Here is a 16,885-nt window from a genome sequence, read left to right on the forward strand (position 1 = left end):
GTAGTGAGGGTTTTGAAATCTGCAACCAGTGGGCGGCCCTGCGTCACGGTGTATCTCCTGCAGGTTGCGCCGGCGCCATCGGCGTCAAGCCAATCGGCGGAATTCGATCGCGGCAGTAGTTCATCTTCACGTCCAGACACCCGCTGGTTTCGCCCGCTTCGGTCTGGACGCCGCGGACGTCGAACACCACATCCAGACGCTTGCAGCCAGGCCGCGGCAAGTCGCCGATCGAGCGAGCCGTGACGTAGACCGGACCGTTGGCGTGCAGCTTGGTGATGAGTGAACCCGCAACGGGCCCACGCAGCGCGCCAAACGCTGACCCGTGATCAATCGCGTCGATGAGAACTGCACTGAAGTCGTCGTAGCTGCCGGCGAAGGCGGCGGCCGGCAGCGCAAAAATCGCAGTAGCAAACGCTGCGGAGACGAGGCGCTTCATTGGGATACCCCTTTGCCGCTTCCGATCGATTGCCGCACGCGCTGCAGAATCGCGTCCTCGTCGACGGCCTTGGACTGGATCGAATTGACGAACTCGGTAAAGTCGATATTCGAAAAGTCGATACGCTGGAGTTGTTCGGCCGTGAAGCCCCCGCAGCCGGCAAACGGGATGCCGAGTTGCGCCTTGCCTTGCTGGTTGACAAGCTTCGCGATCAGCGAGTTGAAACAGCAGTAGCTCTTCTTTTCCTCGACGCACACACCGAGCACGCGCTTGGAGCAGCCCTGGTTGTACTGGACACAGAGGTTCTGGCCACGCTTCAGACTTAGGACCTGCTCGTCAGGGGAACAGGCGAGCCACATCTGGATCAGCTGCGCAGCGATCTCGGCCGCGAATACGTACGGATTGAAATCGGCAAGCTGAACACCATTGGTGAGGGAGAACGAAAAACTAAAGCCGTAGGCACCAAAGGTTCCGGAGGTAGACAACGCCCTGTCCGCCCATGCGCCCATCTGCAAGAGACCAGAGTTCACGATCGAGCTATCGACCGTTTCGTACAGTTGGTCAAAGACATACTTCGACCCTAACGCGATGCCTTGCTTCGCCGCCGTTCCGCCAACCGACAGTCCAGCGCTGACTGCGGCGCTTCCGATCGCGTTGTTCGAGTAAGCTGCACCTCCGCCGTTGCTGGTGCAGCAGCTCTTGATCTCGAGGCCGCCCAGCACCTTGATCGAGCAGCTGCTGTCGTAACCTTTGAAAATATTCACGTTACCGCCACCGACACCGTAGGCACCGGCTTCGCGCCCGGTTTCCAGCCCTGCGACGACCTTGCCGAGCGCGCCGTCCGCACCACTACTCGACGAGAAGCATCCGGCACCCGGTGCGCACATCGTGTTCGTGCATTGGGTGACGGTCGTGGTGTGCGCCGGAGTATCGAGACACTGGTACGTGTACTGCATCGTGTCGCAGCTTCCCTGCACCGCGTCGTTGTATGACACACACTGCTGATTCACTAGGCCGCAGCCTTGCTGCTGCAATGGCGTGCAGTCGTTAACGGTGGAAGCGGCTTGGCATTCGTAGGTATCCTGGTAGTTCCAGCAATCCTGGTAGAGCGGAATCCCGTTGATGACACGTGTACCGGCCGGCTCGATGCAGATTGAACCAGTGCGTTGGCAGGTCGGCGCGGCATACGCTGCCGGCGCTGCGAGCAGGGTGACCGTCATTACACTGCCGACGAGGGTGAACGCACGCGCGGCGAACATGAGAGCGCGGATATTCATTGTGCGGCCCGCTGTTCGAACGAGCTGCACTGGTCGATCCAGTTCGGCGTGCAAGTCGCGGCGCAGATCTGGTTCAGCGTGAGCTGAACTCGGGCCTGCCCGCCGCCCTGGAAACCGTACCCGCCTATCGCCGCTTGAATCTCGACGGTATTGACGCCCTCGTGCAAATACGAGCGGATGTCGGTGTTGGGCGCAATGGTCGACGGGTTCCCCTCGTACTCGCTACCGAAGGTGAAGAACGGTCGATACTCCGTGAGACCGCCATCTGCCGTAAAGGCAGATTTATCCGAACACACGCTCCGAATGCCGTTGTAAATCAAATTGTGTGTGAAGGTCACACCAGGCGAGGACGCGGCAAGATAGCCGGTGGTCTGCCGTCCATCAATACCGCCGGCCGACGCCGGCAGCGTCGCCACTCCGCATTGGAGAATGCGCCCGCCGTCCGGCGCATCGGTGTAGACCGTGACGCCGTTAATGTCGACGCTGCGCAGCGTATTGTTTGCCGTGATCTGGCTGATGACTGCGGTACCGATTTGACCAAGGTTCTGGACGCTGAAACTCATCGAGCCGGACACGGTCAGTCCGTTGTAGCCTGAGTTGTCGTGATAGCCCGTGTCAGCGCCGAAGTTCCAGAGCGCAGAGTTCGATGCCAGGCGCGCGGCAAACCCGCCGGTGAAGCTTCCCTCGACGACCCCGCCAGCTGCGCAGCCTTGGTAGGGTTCGGTGCAGACGGGGTCATTGACGCGGTTGCAGGTATAGGTTTGCGTACCCACGGCCTGCTCGCAGGTTTCCTTCCGGTAGGTCGCCGGCACGGTCGACGTCACGTTGTGGCAGTCCTGCGAACTCGTCGTAGACCCAGGGTTATTGATCGTGCCCTTGCTCCCGGTCACGATCGGATCGCTCGCGGTGATCGGCATGCGATTTGGCGGTTTCTTCGCGAGGTAATTCACGGCATCGCATTCCTGACGCCAATAGGCACTCGGGTTGGCAGGCTGCGTCGAGCAATCTGCTTCCTTGCCTGACCCGGCCGGCCCGAGACTGCCCTGCCCACCGCCATACAGCGGCGTTAGCTCGCCGTCCTGGTTCGTGTAGTTCGGCACGTTCGAGCCACCGCCACTGATGCTTCCGTGAGCCGCGTTCATTCCTGACTTACCGAACGACTGGCCTTCAGTGAACGCAGACCCGGTGGATGGGGCGTCCGCAGCAGCGCACACGGCGACCGCAGCTAGAGCGGTAGCGATGGCCAGTGGTGCGCTTCGGCGCAGGGTCGCCCGCATTCCGTTCATTCGACATCCCCCAGTGCACGGAGATATCGCTCGGCGATCCCCGCGTAGGTAGGGCCGCGATCGACGATCTGGCGCAGGGCATACGCGGGCGTCACGTCGCCCGACAAGGAGACGTACGACGCCGGCAGCGCACATCCGCTGCTGTCGACCTGACTGTTGGCGTCTCCACCGCGTGTGACGACATAAGCGGGCACGCGGGCGATGCGATACTGCGTGAACGCCTTCGGGTTGACGACGATGCCGCCGGACGCAATCCCCAGCCTCTGCATTTCAGCGGCCGTGGCCTTCAGCGAGTCGTTCTTGAAGCCCCGGAACACCACAGTTCCGCCGGCCTGATTCATGGTCTTCACCAGGCGTACCAGCGAGGCAGCGGGCATCGAGAAGCTGGCGAACGCGACGAAGGAATCGGTCACACGACGCTGCGTACGGCTTTCGTACCGTTTGGCGACGGCGAACGGATCCGCAGCGGCGGCGGCTGGCGCCGGCGTCGGCAGGTTCGGGAACGCGTGGCCATCGTGAGCTGCATTTGCTGCCGCCTGGGCCATCTGCCGATCGCGACTGCCCTGGATACGGCTCATCTCGGCATCAATCGCATCCGACGATGGCATCACGCCGCGGTAACGCGCGGTGCTGCTGGCTGCCTCATCAAAGGTCGCTCGGCGCGTGGTATTGATCTGTTGCTGCTCACGCGCGAGCGCGCCATTCGACACGGTTTGTGCCGACACGTGAACGGCCGCGAGGGCGATGGTGCCAGCGGCTACGATGGAGAAAGTGAGCCGACTCATTGGGGCAGGTCTCCGAGGTTCGCACCCATGCAGCAGTTGCGCTTGCGGAAAATCTCGTACGCGAAGTCCTCCCCCGTGTACGGGATCATCTTTCCGGCGCCCCAGAGCGCCGACGTGCGGCCATACGGCTGACAGCACTGACCGTTGATCTGGTCGGTTTGCGCAACGGGGTAGAGCATCGTGTACTTGTATTGGGTCTTGTCCATCACCGGCTGCAGGTAGTAGCCGCACATGGCCCCGTCACCTGTCGTGCCCCACATCAAACCCTCGCGATGCAGTTTTGCGGTCATGCGCTCGACCAGCAGTGACGACGCCTGGATCGCGGACACATGGGCCTGAACGTGGCCGTTGAATGGATAGATCGAGCCGTTGCAGCCCGCGCACCAGAAGAGCAGGTTGCTGCCGAAACCCAGGCTCGAGAGCACGCAGTCACCTGCGCAAGCGGCCTGGGCGATCGGACTGCCGAACAGGTAGGTCTCCGGCTCGAGGAGCATGGTGAGATCGTCGTCGCTCCACGTCGGATCGACTTCGGTCATGTACGCGACATCGAAGCTGCCCGTCTCCATACAGGGGTCGTCTAGCAGGATCTCGGTGTAGTACATGACCGGATCGGTGTACCAGTGCACCTGATAGAAGCTCTGCTTGGTGTCGTCCTTCTGCTCGCGCACCTCCCCCTCCGGGGCGTGGATGCCCGGGTTCAGCGAGATCCCGCCGAGCGACACGAAGCAGTAGGGCGAGCGCGTGACGTCGACGCGCCGGATCGGCTCCCAGAAGCTGAACTTGACGCCAAACGTGCCGTTACAGAAGCAGAGGAATCCGCCCGGGTTCGGGGTGTCGTCCTGGCCCATATTGAGGAACGTGACGCTACCGATGGCCATCGGGAAAGCGCATTCCCAGCAGATATCCGTGATCGGATTGGCGAATCGGCCGACACACTGACCCGCATCGGCCGGCGCCGAGAACGAGAAGCAGCTGGCAACCACCGCGATCGCGAGAATCCAGCGGCGAAGGAGAGGGCGCATGCTCATGAAAGCAGCTCCCACATCGCCGGATACACGTGGAAGACGAAGTCGATCAGGTATGCGCCGACGTGATGGCCAAGGCGATAGACGATCGGCAGGAGGATCACTGCAACACCGCCGGTCGCCGCACCGGCAACGCCCCAAGCGGCGACCCAGACCACACGTGACGTTACCGTGGCCAGGATGTCGAGCAGCTTCGCTCCAATCGAACGACGTGCGGACTCAACAACGCCGGAGACGGGAAGAGGCTCATCCAACTGGACCGTATGGGTCGATTCGACGCCGATACCGAGGGCGGCCTTCACCCCCTTCTCGATACGACCGATCAGCTCAACGGCTTCGACCTCGCTCAGATGCTCGGCGAGGACCGCAGCAGGACGGTGGACATCATCTACAGCACCCGCCACAACACGAAAGGTTTCCCCGCTGCTGTCTCCTACGATCTGGCGGTCAGGTTGAACGGATAGACGAGCGACCCTGCTGTCGTACGGGCTCGCGCGCCAGTAGTAAGTTGCGAGCACACCCTTTCCTGAAACGACGACCTGATCATTGGTGACGTCTACGACATACCGGATCGGCTCGACTGTCGCATTGAAGTGCTGAAGAGCAGCAGCGCCGTCGTGGGGCGAGTTCTTCTCGACGACGTCGATAACGGCGGGGTCGGCAGTGAAGTCCAGACGGTCATAGTTGTTCATCGCGATTCCGATAAATTGGGAGGTGACAGGTGGTTTGGTCGCCGGGTCAACGCAGTTGCTCCGCGGGTTCTTCTTCAAGAAGTAGCCGGTTACCACGCTGGCTGATGACGGCCGGCACGCGGGTGATCCCGAAACGCTGGCTAAGTCGACCCTGCTGATCGAAATACACTTGCCGTTTCCACGACTTCGTCAGGTCAAACCACGAACCAGCAGTCAGGATCGGTTTGATGGAATCGCCGGAGCGGGCCGCGAGCGCCTGCACCGCCTTGACCTGTCCCGCATCGCGGCCGTCGAAGAACACCAGGCGCTCGTGCAGCGTGACAATGTCGAGCGGATTGATACGCGTGCCGGCGGCGACGATCACGGCGCCCTCGTCGTTGGTGACGGGCTTGGAGTAGGTGACCGTCGGGTCAATCAGGCGACTCGAGTACTCGCTGACGGTTGAAATGCCCGGCACCGGGGGCAGGGACGTGACGTCATGCAGCGCGCGCTGGCGCGCACGGCGCTCGATGGCCGCCAGCCCACCATTGGCCTGCAGTTCGACCAGGCGATGCTTCAGCATCGCAATCGCATCGTGCTCCGCAATCGGATACGTCGGGCCAACCACGCCCAAGTCCTCCGCGATCGCGGAGATTGGGGACGCCTCCAGCGTCAAACCTGCGATCAAAAGGATTGCTGCGCGTCCCACAAGCTGTCGCGGCTGGAGCCGAACAAGGAGGGAGCGGGTTGACGTTATCCCCGTGTCCAGTATTCGAAAAATAGGGAAGCGACGCTTGCCACAGCCGTGCAAATAAACCAAGCCGCCAACAGCCCCACTCCAAGACAGAGCAGGGTCACGACGGTCGGCACGAAATACGCGGTTCCGATCAGGGCGCTCGCCGGGCCATCCAGCGCCACGTGCGTTTGCAGGAGCTGATACATCTCGCCGTGTGTGACGAACGTGAGCAGCGGCTGAAGTCCGACCGACATCACCAAGGCCGATATCAACAAGCCAATCCCAAGCATCAGAACGATCATCTGAACCTCCATTCGAAGCGCCGGCCGACGTTTTAAGGGCACGGCAGCGGTTAAAAAATTTCATAGGCCTCCCCAACGATTGCGGTTTGAGGAACGGTGCCGGCGATCGAGTACCGGGAATCAAGGCTGTTCGGGTTCGGGGTGGCCACAAAGTAGTGTCCGGGCGGGATCACGCCATCCTCTGTCGGAAACAGCGCCATCCCTGCAAGTGAGAGCGGCTTGGCGTAGCCGATATAGGTCTGATTGACCCAGACGTTGCGACCAACGACGTGCACGACATCGCCAGGCAAACCAGCCACGTGTTTGATGAAGGTCAGTCCCGCGGGGTAGGTCGCCCCACCGTGCCACCGAAATGCGATGGTGTCGCCGAGGCGCGGCCGACAGGGGCCCTTGCGGATGAAGTAGAGCGTCCCCGGCAGACTGGTCGACATGTTGAACGTCAGCCCATACCAGGGCGTGAGCCCCCATGCGACAGCCGCCACGATCGCCAGGGCGACCACGGTGCGAACAAACCGCCGATAGCGAGCCAGGCCGCTGGTGTAGGCGACGAGCGCGATCACTGCTCATCTCCGCGAAGGTCGGCTCTTGCGGCAATCGCACACGCCGATCGACGCAAGACAAAGCAAGCCGTTACGTTTACAAGGGCCGCCGCACAAGTACCGGCCGAGGCGGCCAGATAGTCGCCAACGTCGGTCGGTGCAAATCGCTCGCCCGCCGTTTCTGTCCCGAGCGGGCGTGCAGAAAACTCGGGGTGCACCGTCGATCGGAGACGAGTCATTTGGCGATCCTCTTGGCGATCAGGTCTGTGAGATCGGGCGCATCACCTGCAAGCACGGCAGCTTTGTTGATCACCACGCAGCCACACTGCGCGCCGAGCTGGTCCAGCGCGGCCGACAGGCGCTTTGCGTAATCGCCGGCGTGTTGGGTCGCCTTGTTCTTCGCGTCGTCCGTCATATGGACGGGATCGCCGTTATTGAAGGTCTTCAGCAGCGTTTCCTGCTCATCACTGATGAGCTTCTGCACATCGACCACGACGACCGGCGCAACCTTTTCGCGTTGCGTCCAGAAGTAGACGAGCGGGGTGCCCAGCACCAATGAGGCGCCGATCGATATAAGGCCGGTGAGTACGAGATCGTGTCGCATGGTCACTTCCGTTTGGCTTGGATTAGGGCGCGGATCGCGTCTTCTGTGGACGTGCCGCCGGCACGCAAACGCTGCATGAATTCGTAGTCCGGCCCCTTCGTGGTCGCCATGGCCAGCGTGAATTCGTCAGGGATATGGCGCAGCAGGTGCGTGCCGCCGTTCGGATCGACGAGGACGAACTCGCTATAGCGACCGGGTACCGGGCGTAGCGACTTCAACATGCGTTTCAACCCCGGCGACAGATCCATCACGTCGCCCTTCTCGATCTTCTTGAGCGTGTCGTCGCTTTGCTTGAGGTGGAACTTCCATGCGGAGTTGTCGAACGCGGCCTGCGTTGCCTTGTTCATCCCGGCGTCGGTGATCCCCTGCGTTGCGAAAAAGAAGCTGCCTTCGTATTTGCGCGCACGCCGATAGCCTTCTTCCATGAAGTCGGCCGATTCCTGATCGTCACCGACGATCTGCCAGCCCTCGTCCTGCAGGAACAGCTTCGGTCGCGACCGGTCAAAGCGGTACATTTCGTTGGTGACCTGATTGGTCAGGCCGAGCATGATCACCGTGCGCAGTTGGGGATCGCTGTTGAGGTGCTCGAGCTCAAGTCCAACCACTTCATTGTCGAGTCGTACGTTGGTGCGCCCGTTGACGTAGTCGCCGTAAACCCCCCCCTTGCAGAACGGTTCGAGACGCACGGCAAGTTCATACGCGATGCGCTCGGGCTGCCCATTCTGGTCCTTCAGGCTCAGCAGGGCGTCTCGCACCAACGTGGGACTACCTTCCTGGCCGTAGTCCTTCCATACGATGCGCACTGCGACATCGAGCAACGCGCCCTCGAACGGAGTGATAGGAGCGGTCGGCGATACCATGCGCGCGATGATCGGCCGGATGAATTTCACCTCGCTGTCGAGACCATTTTCGGTATCGATGCCAGCGGTCGAAAACGCATTGATGATGATTCGCGACCCAGGCTTGAAGTCGATGTACTGGCCGTCCCCCATGTCGATCTGCTTTTCGTACGAATAGCCCACGTCACAGATCCGGATGATTCCGCCGACCGAGCGGAACGCTCCGATGATGTCGTTCATGAGCACCGATTTACCGGCGCCGGAAGTACCATCGACAAAGCCGTTGTAGTTCGTTCCGCTCGAGTAAATGTCTACGAGCGCGGGTGTACCGCGACGGCCAAAAAAGAGCAGGCTTGCCCGTCCATTCGTACCCGACCACTCGCCGAGCACCGGTGCCATATCGGTCGCATTTACGGTGGTCTTGGTGGTGATCAACCGAAACTTCTTGAGGTCGTCCCGCATGTCGCTTGTCAGCATCATGGGCAGGGCCGACAGGAATGTCGTGAGCTGCTGGGTCAGCATCGGGAACAGCTTGAAGCGCTCGGAACGCCAGATGCCTTTCGCGGCCGCCACACACTGCTCCATCTTCTTGCGCGGCGCGAAGAGCGTGAGCGTGTGATAGAGCTCACACATCGAGCCCCCTTGCGTGAGCTGCATCGAGACGGCTTTCCAGTCCTGGTTCTGCAGCGCCAGTTCGGGCTGCAGCTTCGCGATCTTCGATTCGGCGTTCTGCGTCGCGCGCGCACTACGCAAAGCGGCCCGTGTCTCGACGGCGGTCTGATCGAGAATCAGGACGCCGAGCGTGATCAGGTACGGGCAGGGGTATTGATGGACATCGTTGAAGAGCGAGCCGACGATGTTGTTCATCTCCCACAGCTCTTTGCTCTTCGGATACTGGTGCACCCCAAAGCTGCGCACAGCGATGCGTGCGTCGGGCTCGTCGGCATCCTCGGGCGGCACTCCGTAGAGCAACTGCTTTGCCTTCACCCGCATGTGGTGACCGAAAGCCGTCAGTTGGTCACGAATGGGCTTGTCGTCGCTGTAGGTCTGATCGATCGTTTCAGTCCCATCGCCAAAGAACGCACCGGGATTAAGGATCGGCCAGAGAAAGCGCAGCAGATCGTTGGGCTCCGCGGTACGGCTTGCCAGGCTTGCGGAACTCAACGTTGCACCCACGACGTCGCGAATATTCTGAATTTCTTCGATCAGCTTCAGATCGGCGAGCGAGCCCTTGCGCACGATCGACAGCAACAGCCGCTTGTCCGTGATCGAGTAGTTTTGGCCAAGAAACAGCGGCTGGCCGAGTTTGCCGCGGATAAACGCGGCGCGGCGCTCGGCCTGTTCCAGATAGAACGAGGGCGCACGTCCCGCCTCGGCGTACTCGCGCCGAAGGTCGACATAGGCGTTCAATGACTCCTCGATGATGGGGTCGCCCAACAGCATCCATTGGAGCCCATAGCCGGCCGGAATCGAGTCATATAGGCCGTGGAGACTGCGGGTCAACTCCGCGTCGGCGCCCGTCTGCGGTGCAACCGCAAGCACGAAGCCAACCGAATCCGTGTTGTAGTAGAGCTCGGTAGCGGGGTCGTACTGGTCATACGGCAGCAGGTTATGAAGTCCGACCGTCTCGACGCGCCGCTGGTCCGCGGCAACGGGGGCGGGCGGTCCGAGATCGTCCTCGGTACCTAGAATTGCTTCGCTGATCGCAGTTCGCGCGAGCGATTTCGCGTCATCGATCCAGGCCTGCAAGGTGCTCATCAATGACTCCTCGATCAATGGTCCGTCGCTGCGGGCATCGCAGCCGCTGCACGGTCGACTGCGCCGGCAGGCGTGAGAATGCCCTGCATGACCCGATCAGCACTCGAGATCGACCCCGACGTCGAATCGCCGTTGGAGCTAGAGGTAGCTGCCTTGCTCCCGCTACTGCTAGCATCCTGCGCAGGAGTCGGCGGCATCACCGGCCGGAACGCGGCCTGGATGCGCTGCTGGTTGTGCGCGATCGACCAGTGGCCAGGATCGACGATCAGATAGACGTATTCCTGGTCATGCAAGTCGGAGTCCGCGTCCTGCCACGGCGCGAACCAGATCCGCATTTCGCGCGAAGCCGTGTGAAGCGGAGCGCCGCTATCGAGCGCTTTGGGGAGAATCCCGGCGGCGCCGACGACGGGTCGAGAACTGGCACTGACCGCAGCACCCGATGCGCTCGATGCCGGGCCGGTATCTCCGGCATAGCTTCCGAGTGCGATATTGGTCGTCGCGCCGGCGCCTGTATGAACGCGCTGATCGGGCAGGTTATGCGCGATCGCGTTGGCATAGATGCCGGACATGCTGCTGCAGAGCACGCCTTCAGGCGCCTTGCAGGCGAATTGCGAACTCGCGTCGTAGCCGCTGAAGCTGCAGCCGGTCAGACTGAGAAGGGCCGAAAGCGTGGCGAGCATGATCTTGTTTTTCATCGTCACTTCGCTCCAAGCCATTGATCGATTGCTTCGGCGCTGGCGGCGCCCGGCAGCACCCGCCCGTCCTCGCTCACGAGCGCAGGCGTGCCGGAAATTCCAATGCTTGCGGCCAGGGCTTCGTTCGCGTCGATGGGATTTGCGCACGACACGAGCTTCGGCTCGACGCGTGGCGGGGCAGGCGTTTTGGCACCGCCGCCAGCCGGAGTCGATCCTCGGTCGCGCATCCAGCGCGACAATGCGAGGGGCATCCACGCATGCCAGGCGGCAAGCCTGTCGTCGGCGCACCAGATCGCTATGGAATGGGCGCGGGCACGCGGATGAATCGATTCGAGCGGGTACATGAAACGGTAGATCGTGACGTCCTTCAGCTTGGAGAGGTCATCCTCTAAGGCCAGACAGTAGGGACAATCGGGATCGTCGAAGATCGCGAGCTTGCGACGGCCGCTACCATGAACCTCGACGAACGCGTCCTGAAGCCGATCCGCAGGGAACCGCACCTTCTGCAGTGCTTGCTCGAGCGGTACGGTCAGATCCTGTTGCGTCACCATGTCGAAGAGGTGGCCAAACAGGAAGTACCGCCCGGTGACGTCCGTATAGGCAACCTTGTTACCCATCACGACCTCGTAGATTCCAGCCGACGGCGTGGCGGCGATCTCGCGAAACTGGGTAGCCGGATAGCGTGCATGGAGCGCCGCCTTGAGCGCAGCTACGCCGGGATCAAGGTTCGGGTCGGCAGGGTTGATCTGCGACGTGGTAGCCTGACCGACGGACACCGTGACACCGACTTCAGAGCTCAGCCCGGCGACACGCGCCGGAACCGTGGATGGCACCGCGGATGTACCTTGGGTGGTGCAGCCCCACGCGATGCACGTCGTCATCAGAAGAGCGAAAGTGAATTTGGCGTGTTTCATTGGATCATTGAGCATGTTGAGGGCGAGGTGCCGGCGGCGAACGTGGGCGGCGACGCTGGAGGGACGGTCATTTGCCGAGATGGCTTTGAAAAAGCGTGATGCTTGACCCCATTGATCGTGCGGCCAGCCAGCTTCTTACCAACGCGCAGCATGCGGGCGTCGCGGTCGTCGTTGGCTGCTGAATCGCTGCCGTCGTAGACCTGGCCATTCCGTTTGGCCCACGCTCCGAACCACGTGCGGTCGCACCACTCGATCTTGCTGATCTCGGTCATCGCCGCACCATCATGCAAAGGTCCGCCCGGCGCTTGATCTCAGCCGCGTATACGGTCAAGTCGCCGGTCAACACAACATGCGTGCGCGGTGCGGCCGGCACACCGACATACTCTTCAACAGGGGAATCCGCGGTCCGCTTATCTCCGGCAATGCAGACGTTGTAGCCCCGCGAATTCGGAACATGCGCAATCGAGAGCGTGCCCTGCGAGACCATCGCTTCGAGCAGCGGGCGAATCCGTGCCGCGCTCAGGTGAAACTCGCTTGCCAACGCGTAGGCTGCATAGGCGACACGTGGGCGCATGGCAGCAAGTACATCGTTGGCAGTCGGCATATATTTGGCACGAGGCATGGTCAGTCCTCCAGGGGCTTGCGGCGTTGCACGAAGTCCCACAGCGCTGCCGGCAAGAACCGCGCCTCTGCACCTCGCTGGTCGAGCATCATCGCGACGTTGGCAACATCCACGGGATCGCCCAACGCGACGACCTCGATAAGCTCGCTCGCAAGCGTCATCGCCGAGACGGTCGCGGGGTCGCGCCATCCGCTACGGCCTTCTTGACGCTTCTTGGCGAGCTTGCGTTTCATCCGCGCAGCGAAGAGGTCAACGGCGACATCGTCCGGATGTACTGAGCCGGCGCGTCGGTTCCAGGCGGCTGCAGCGGCAGCGGCGTCGTTGAAGAGCAGCACCATCTGATAGCCGGGGCACGCGAGTTCGACGCAACTCCCACCGAACATCGCCTCGGAAACACGCATGACCGCGTCAAGGTCGCAGTACGGACACGGGACAAGTTGATAATCGCGGGGAGAGTTCATTGAAGTGCTCCAGAGACGGCCGCGCGCGCAGCGACCCGCTCGAAATAGAAGACGACAGGCGCCCCGGTTTCCTCGATCAACCCGTAGCACTTCGCCAGGCGATAGATCGGGTGATACGCGTTGAGGGAGGCGACATGCTTCATGAGCGCTTGGCGCCACTGCTCAAGCGACATCTGCCCCTTGCTGATGTTGCAAGGCGGACAGGACGGCATGTAATTCGACTCGACGTCACGCTCCGGATGCCTCGACGGGCCGCTCACAAGCTTCCATTGGCCATCCGCGGTTCGCTTGGTCTCGACCGCGCGTACAACCGGGTCTACATGGTCGCCATGCCACCGATCGGGCAATGGCACTCCACAGTACGCGCAGCGGCCGTCGTATTTGCGCCGGAGCCGATCGCGCTGTGCTTTCGTCAGTCGGCTCACGCTTTATGCTCCACGGCAGGTGCGGCAGCATCCTGGCAGGCGACTCCACGATCCGCGCCTGCGTCCAGCTTGACGGCGCCGGCGCGGCGCGCTTCGGCCGTGGAACGGATCACAATCTCCACCTGTTCCCAGAGCCAGGGCTTGCAGTCGCGCGCAAGTTCGTTCGGAAAGCCGGTAATGCCAATGGCACCGGCCGGCGTCCTGATGTCGAGTTGGCCGCCCATGACCGGACTGCTGGAAATCTTCGTGAGCTCGCCACCTGCAACGATCTCGGGCGACGCAGGGGCAGGCGCGATGGCCTCGCCCTTGTACCAGTGCATCATGGCGAGCAGGCCGATATCGATGGGGTCGCCCTTGTCGACGTGCGAGCGCAACATCGTCGACAGGTCATCCCGTTGCGCGCCCCACCAGCCGGTACGCCCCTGGGCTCTCCCCACTGCCATCTTTGCCTTCAACTCGCTGGTGAACCCGTCGAGTGCCGCGTCGTCGAACGCTGCCGCACTGGTCAGCGGATTCGCGTCGGTCACGTCGGTAACGGCTGACGACCCAAGCTCGTTGCTGGAGAGGTCCAGCAGATCCGCAGCTTGCTTAAGAAATTCCAGGAAGCCCGATTGAAACGCGGGATCGCCGCGAAATCGATCGGCACCGATATCCGCGAATCCCCGCACGTGCTCGGCAACGAGCAAAGCCGCACCGAGCCAACCGGCAAGCGCCCGGCGCATTTCCGGTTGGTGGTAGTTGCCGTCTCCATCCGGCCTGAACGACGCTTCGTGGTCCGCTTCGTCCGCACACCGCTGCATTGCGGCCTCGAACGCGGCCATGGTCACGCTCTTCGTTTCATCAATCATCGGTGTAGCCCCCATCGTTAGCACGGCCATCGTTGGCCAAGCCATCGTTGATGTTGCTGATATCGGAGAGGGCGCCGTCGTATTCGGCTCCCTTTGTCACGGCGAACTCGACAATGCGACCACCGTCCGTTTCGATCACAGGGAAAAGCTTCTCAGCCGTGCGGATGTAGTACAGCTTAAGAGCGTCGGCGCCTCCAGAGACGCCACTGCCGATAGCAGCACGGCCGACCTGGCTCGGATTGATAATGGAGGTCGACCCAAGGGCGGTGTTACTGAGGGTGTTGGCGGACTGATTGAACGCTTGCCCAATCCCGGACGAGATACCGGCGAACACCGACATGGCCAATGCCGATCCTGCCTTCGAGACTAGCCGCCCTCGCACACCCTCCTTGCCGTCCTCGCCCATCACGTTGCCCTTGATCGGCATTTCCACGGTTCGGCCGTTCTTCAAGATGCAGTCGAGCGTTTCGCCGCGCATGTGAGTGCGCTCGCTAGACACATCGCCATACGCCTGCGTCAGAATCCGGCACTCCGTGATGTCGAGCTTCCGGCTGTTCGGCAGATTGGCTGGGTCCAATACCTGGAGGAACACGGGAAGGGGGTCGTGCTGCGCCTCACCGCCCGTTGGGGCGTCGACACCGTTCATCATGAATACGCGAACAAATGAGGAGCCCGGGATGAAGCTGACTTTCTTCTTGCCGTTGGCCTTCAGGCAGTCCTGCTGTGCGCGTGTCGCCTGATCCAACGGCAACGACGAGTAGCGGGGGTCGACGCAGTCGGCCCCGTTGCCGATCGGTGTATTGAATTGAATGATGGCGAGCTTTGGAGGGGCGGCAGCCATGTCGACACCGGGCTTGCCGGATTTGCCGAATGGCGAATTCAGGATTGCGCCCGTCTTGGCCGGGGCCCCGTTGAGGGGAATTGGCTTGTCCAGGGCCGCGTGGTCTGCCGTCGCTCCGGACGCGGGCGCGGGCGCGCTTGCCGGCGTGCTCTTCATCGCGTCGATCCGCTTGCTGAGCTCGTCCTGGGCTTTCGACAAGGCTTTCATCTGCGACACGGCATCGTCGGCGCGCGAATCTATACTCGACATCCTGCGCGTAAGATCTGCGAGTTGCGCCTCGGAGTGAGCCCGCCAGGCATTGCGATCGTTCTGGTCGCCGAGGCTCGTAAACGGCACCTTCGTGGTGAACTGACGATTGGCCGGCCCGCTCTGCGTGAAAAACATACCAACGGCGAAGAGGCCAGCGAGGACGGCGAAACCGGCCACGGTCAGGATCCGCTGGCGGCGCTTGGTTGCTTGGTTGACATCACTCATGGTCGCCCCGCTCACGAACGACATAGACGATCGTGCTGGCGCCGGCCGGCAGGTTTGCGTTTTCGATTGCGATGGCGAGCACACCTGGCGCGTAGAGTTCGCGCTCGTCGATGGCCATGTCGGTGTGCGAGGTATTCGAGAGCGTGTAGGTCTCGCCAATGAAATCGCCGTCGCTGTACTGACGGACCAGCGTCAATACAGCCTCCTTCCAGAGCGGCACGACAGTGTCGAGCGACGTGTACGACAGCTGCGGTGCCCCCCGACCACCGGCCATCGCCAGCATCATGAGTTTCACCCGTCGTTGAAAGGCCGATGCTTGGAGCGCTTGGGTCGAGCGCGCTGCAGGCGGTTCGATACGGATATCTTCGGCCGGTCGCGGACCAGGTACGAGCAACAAACGGTAGGTGGTGCCAGCGTCATCGATCACGAACACCGTGATCGACTCATTCAGCGCGGTGGGATTCGCGGGCATGAGCCAGAGCTTCCCGCCGTCTTGCGTCCACGAGATCGAGCCTGGTACGGCTGGCACGATCTTCGAAAAGCTGCGCCCCCCGGACATTGACAGAACGTTGTATTCCGCCGCGGAGATCGAGACCTGCTGCGCTTGCCGATCCGCTCCCTTGACGACCTGGATCGCATGCGCACTAGCGGTAGTCAGGAACAGCACGGCGGCAAACACGAGACGCGGCCTGAAGGCCGTGCACAATTTCGGCGACTGTCGATTGAAGGCAAATTTCATGATGCGGGAGTCTCCGTTGTGACCAGCGGCTCGACGCCTTGTTTGCCGCGCGTGGCTTCTCGGATGTCGAGGAGGACCAAGCGGCCGAAGACGGTGATTCCGAAATAGACCTCATAAGTCTTTTGTTCCGAGCTCGTGCGTTTGCCGGAGATGTAGGTGGTCAAGGTGCCGGTGATTTTCACGGCCTTGTTGCGGAAGTCCACCTCACCTACCCCCATCGGCTCGAAGACGTTCGTCACGCCGTCGTGCTTGATCTGCAGCGCGTCGGCCTCCCATTCGGTCTTGAGCGCGGCGCGCCGATCGTCGTCGACCATGGACAGGAGAATCCGTACGTTGTTGTCGACGGTGGTCGGCGTGACACTTTTGGAAAGGGAAAGCACGTACGCGGCCTGATCGGCGAGGTACTGGTCGTTCGCATACCGGGCCCCGATGACGTAGGTGCCGCGAACGGCTGGCGGCATGATGATGACGCGCTGCGTGACGACCAGCCACGCACATGTGAGCGCGATGACCACACTGGTGGTGCCGTTTCCGAGCAGCACTTTCTTCAGAAAGCGGTTCTCTGCCTGCAGCTGTTCGCGTGATTGGGCGGCTTTATCGGGTGTCAT

General features: G+C 61.8%; 21 protein-coding genes. All 21 read right to left on the reverse strand.

The annotated features are described in order from the left end of the window. Positions 1-43: 43 nt before the first annotated feature. The 21 genes from KPB06_RS03215 to KPB06_RS03315 all read right to left on the reverse strand — a co-directional run bounded on the left by KPB06_RS03215 (position 44) and on the right by KPB06_RS03315 (position 16,885). Entirely contained in the window at positions 44-436 is a 393-nt protein-coding gene (locus tag KPB06_RS03215) for a hypothetical protein (RefSeq protein WP_275920382.1), read from the reverse strand. Further along, positions 433-1,713 carry a conjugal transfer protein TraN gene (locus tag KPB06_RS03220; RefSeq protein ID WP_275920383.1) on the reverse strand — a complete coding sequence of 427 codons (1,281 nt, stop codon included), beginning with the start codon at positions 1,711-1,713 and terminating at the stop codon, positions 433-435. The genes KPB06_RS03215 and KPB06_RS03220 overlap by 4 nt, the downstream gene beginning before the upstream one ends. Further along, on the reverse strand, positions 1,710-2,855 hold the full coding sequence (locus KPB06_RS03225; RefSeq protein WP_275920384.1) for a hypothetical protein: 1,146 nt from the start codon (positions 2,853-2,855) through the stop codon (positions 1,710-1,712). The genes KPB06_RS03220 and KPB06_RS03225 overlap by 4 nt, the downstream gene beginning before the upstream one ends. Before the next feature lie 140 nt (positions 2,856-2,995). Further along, positions 2,996-3,784, reverse strand: coding sequence for a type-F conjugative transfer system pilin assembly protein TrbC (gene trbC, locus KPB06_RS03230; RefSeq protein WP_275920385.1), 789 nt, complete (start codon positions 3,782-3,784; stop codon positions 2,996-2,998). Continuing rightward, entirely contained in the window at positions 3,781-4,812 is a 1,032-nt protein-coding gene (traU, locus tag KPB06_RS03235; RefSeq protein ID WP_275920386.1) for a conjugal transfer pilus assembly protein TraU, read from the reverse strand. The genes trbC and traU overlap by 4 nt, the downstream gene beginning before the upstream one ends. After that, positions 4,809-5,501 (reverse strand): hypothetical protein, encoded by a 693-nt coding sequence (locus KPB06_RS03240; RefSeq protein ID WP_275920387.1) that lies wholly within the window; start codon positions 5,499-5,501, stop codon positions 4,809-4,811. Before KPB06_RS03240 ends, traU begins: the two co-directional genes overlap by 4 nt. 46 nt (positions 5,502-5,547) lie before the next feature. After that, complete coding sequence (traW, locus tag KPB06_RS03245; protein ID WP_275920388.1) at positions 5,548-6,168, reverse strand: type-F conjugative transfer system protein TraW; 621 nt, start codon at positions 6,166-6,168, stop codon at positions 5,548-5,550. 65 nt (positions 6,169-6,233) lie between these two features. Beyond that, positions 6,234-6,518, reverse strand: a complete 285-nt coding sequence (locus KPB06_RS03250) for a hypothetical protein (protein WP_275920389.1) — start codon at positions 6,516-6,518, stop codon at positions 6,234-6,236. A gap of 50 nt (positions 6,519-6,568) precedes the next feature. Next, positions 6,569-7,078, reverse strand: coding sequence for a S26 family signal peptidase (locus tag KPB06_RS03255; protein ID WP_275920390.1), 510 nt, complete (start codon positions 7,076-7,078; stop codon positions 6,569-6,571). 214 nt (positions 7,079-7,292) lie between these two features. Continuing rightward, positions 7,293-7,661 carry a TrbI F-type domain-containing protein gene (locus KPB06_RS03260; RefSeq protein ID WP_275920391.1) on the reverse strand — a complete coding sequence of 123 codons (369 nt, stop codon included), beginning with the start codon at positions 7,659-7,661 and terminating at the stop codon, positions 7,293-7,295. Positions 7,662-7,663: 2 nt separating this feature from the next. Beyond that, positions 7,664-10,258, reverse strand: a complete 2,595-nt coding sequence (gene traC / locus KPB06_RS03265; RefSeq protein ID WP_275920392.1) for a type IV secretion system protein TraC — start codon at positions 10,256-10,258, stop codon at positions 7,664-7,666. Positions 10,259-10,272: 14 nt separating this feature from the next. Further along, complete coding sequence (gene traV / locus KPB06_RS03270; RefSeq protein ID WP_275920393.1) at positions 10,273-10,953, reverse strand: type IV conjugative transfer system lipoprotein TraV; 681 nt, start codon at positions 10,951-10,953, stop codon at positions 10,273-10,275. A 2-nt stretch (positions 10,954-10,955) separates the two neighbouring features. After that, complete coding sequence (locus tag KPB06_RS03275) at positions 10,956-11,867, reverse strand: DsbC family protein (RefSeq protein WP_275920394.1); 912 nt, start codon at positions 11,865-11,867, stop codon at positions 10,956-10,958. Next, the gene (locus KPB06_RS03280; RefSeq protein WP_275920395.1) at positions 11,864-12,139 is read right to left on the reverse strand and encodes a hypothetical protein; all 276 of its coding nucleotides are present in this window, start codon (positions 12,137-12,139) and stop codon (positions 11,864-11,866) included. Before KPB06_RS03280 ends, KPB06_RS03275 begins: the two co-directional genes overlap by 4 nt. Beyond that, on the reverse strand, positions 12,136-12,489 hold the full coding sequence (locus tag KPB06_RS03285) for a hypothetical protein (RefSeq protein ID WP_275920396.1): 354 nt from the start codon (positions 12,487-12,489) through the stop codon (positions 12,136-12,138). Before KPB06_RS03285 ends, KPB06_RS03280 begins: the two co-directional genes overlap by 4 nt. 2 nt (positions 12,490-12,491) lie before the next feature. Beyond that, positions 12,492-12,950 (reverse strand): hypothetical protein, encoded by a 459-nt coding sequence (locus tag KPB06_RS03290; RefSeq protein ID WP_275920397.1) that lies wholly within the window; start codon positions 12,948-12,950, stop codon positions 12,492-12,494. Next, entirely contained in the window at positions 12,947-13,375 is a 429-nt protein-coding gene (locus tag KPB06_RS03295) for an HNH endonuclease (RefSeq protein ID WP_275920398.1), read from the reverse strand. The genes KPB06_RS03290 and KPB06_RS03295 overlap by 4 nt, the downstream gene beginning before the upstream one ends. Further along, positions 13,372-14,223 (reverse strand): hypothetical protein, encoded by an 852-nt coding sequence (locus KPB06_RS03300; RefSeq protein WP_275920399.1) that lies wholly within the window; start codon positions 14,221-14,223, stop codon positions 13,372-13,374. The genes KPB06_RS03295 and KPB06_RS03300 overlap by 4 nt, the downstream gene beginning before the upstream one ends. Next, positions 14,216-15,538 (reverse strand): TraB/TrbI/VirB10 family type IV secretion system protein, encoded by a 1,323-nt coding sequence (locus KPB06_RS03305; protein WP_275920400.1) that lies wholly within the window; start codon positions 15,536-15,538, stop codon positions 14,216-14,218. Before KPB06_RS03305 ends, KPB06_RS03300 begins: the two co-directional genes overlap by 8 nt. Next, complete coding sequence (locus KPB06_RS03310; RefSeq protein WP_275920401.1) at positions 15,531-16,277, reverse strand: type-F conjugative transfer system secretin TraK; 747 nt, start codon at positions 16,275-16,277, stop codon at positions 15,531-15,533. Before KPB06_RS03310 ends, KPB06_RS03305 begins: the two co-directional genes overlap by 8 nt. Beyond that, positions 16,274-16,885 (reverse strand): type IV conjugative transfer system protein TraE, encoded by a 612-nt coding sequence (locus KPB06_RS03315; protein ID WP_275920402.1) that lies wholly within the window; start codon positions 16,883-16,885, stop codon positions 16,274-16,276. Before KPB06_RS03315 ends, KPB06_RS03310 begins: the two co-directional genes overlap by 4 nt.

Source organism: Burkholderia semiarida, from assembly GCF_029268935.1.
Taxonomy (GTDB): domain Bacteria; phylum Pseudomonadota; class Gammaproteobacteria; order Burkholderiales; family Burkholderiaceae; genus Burkholderia; species Burkholderia semiarida.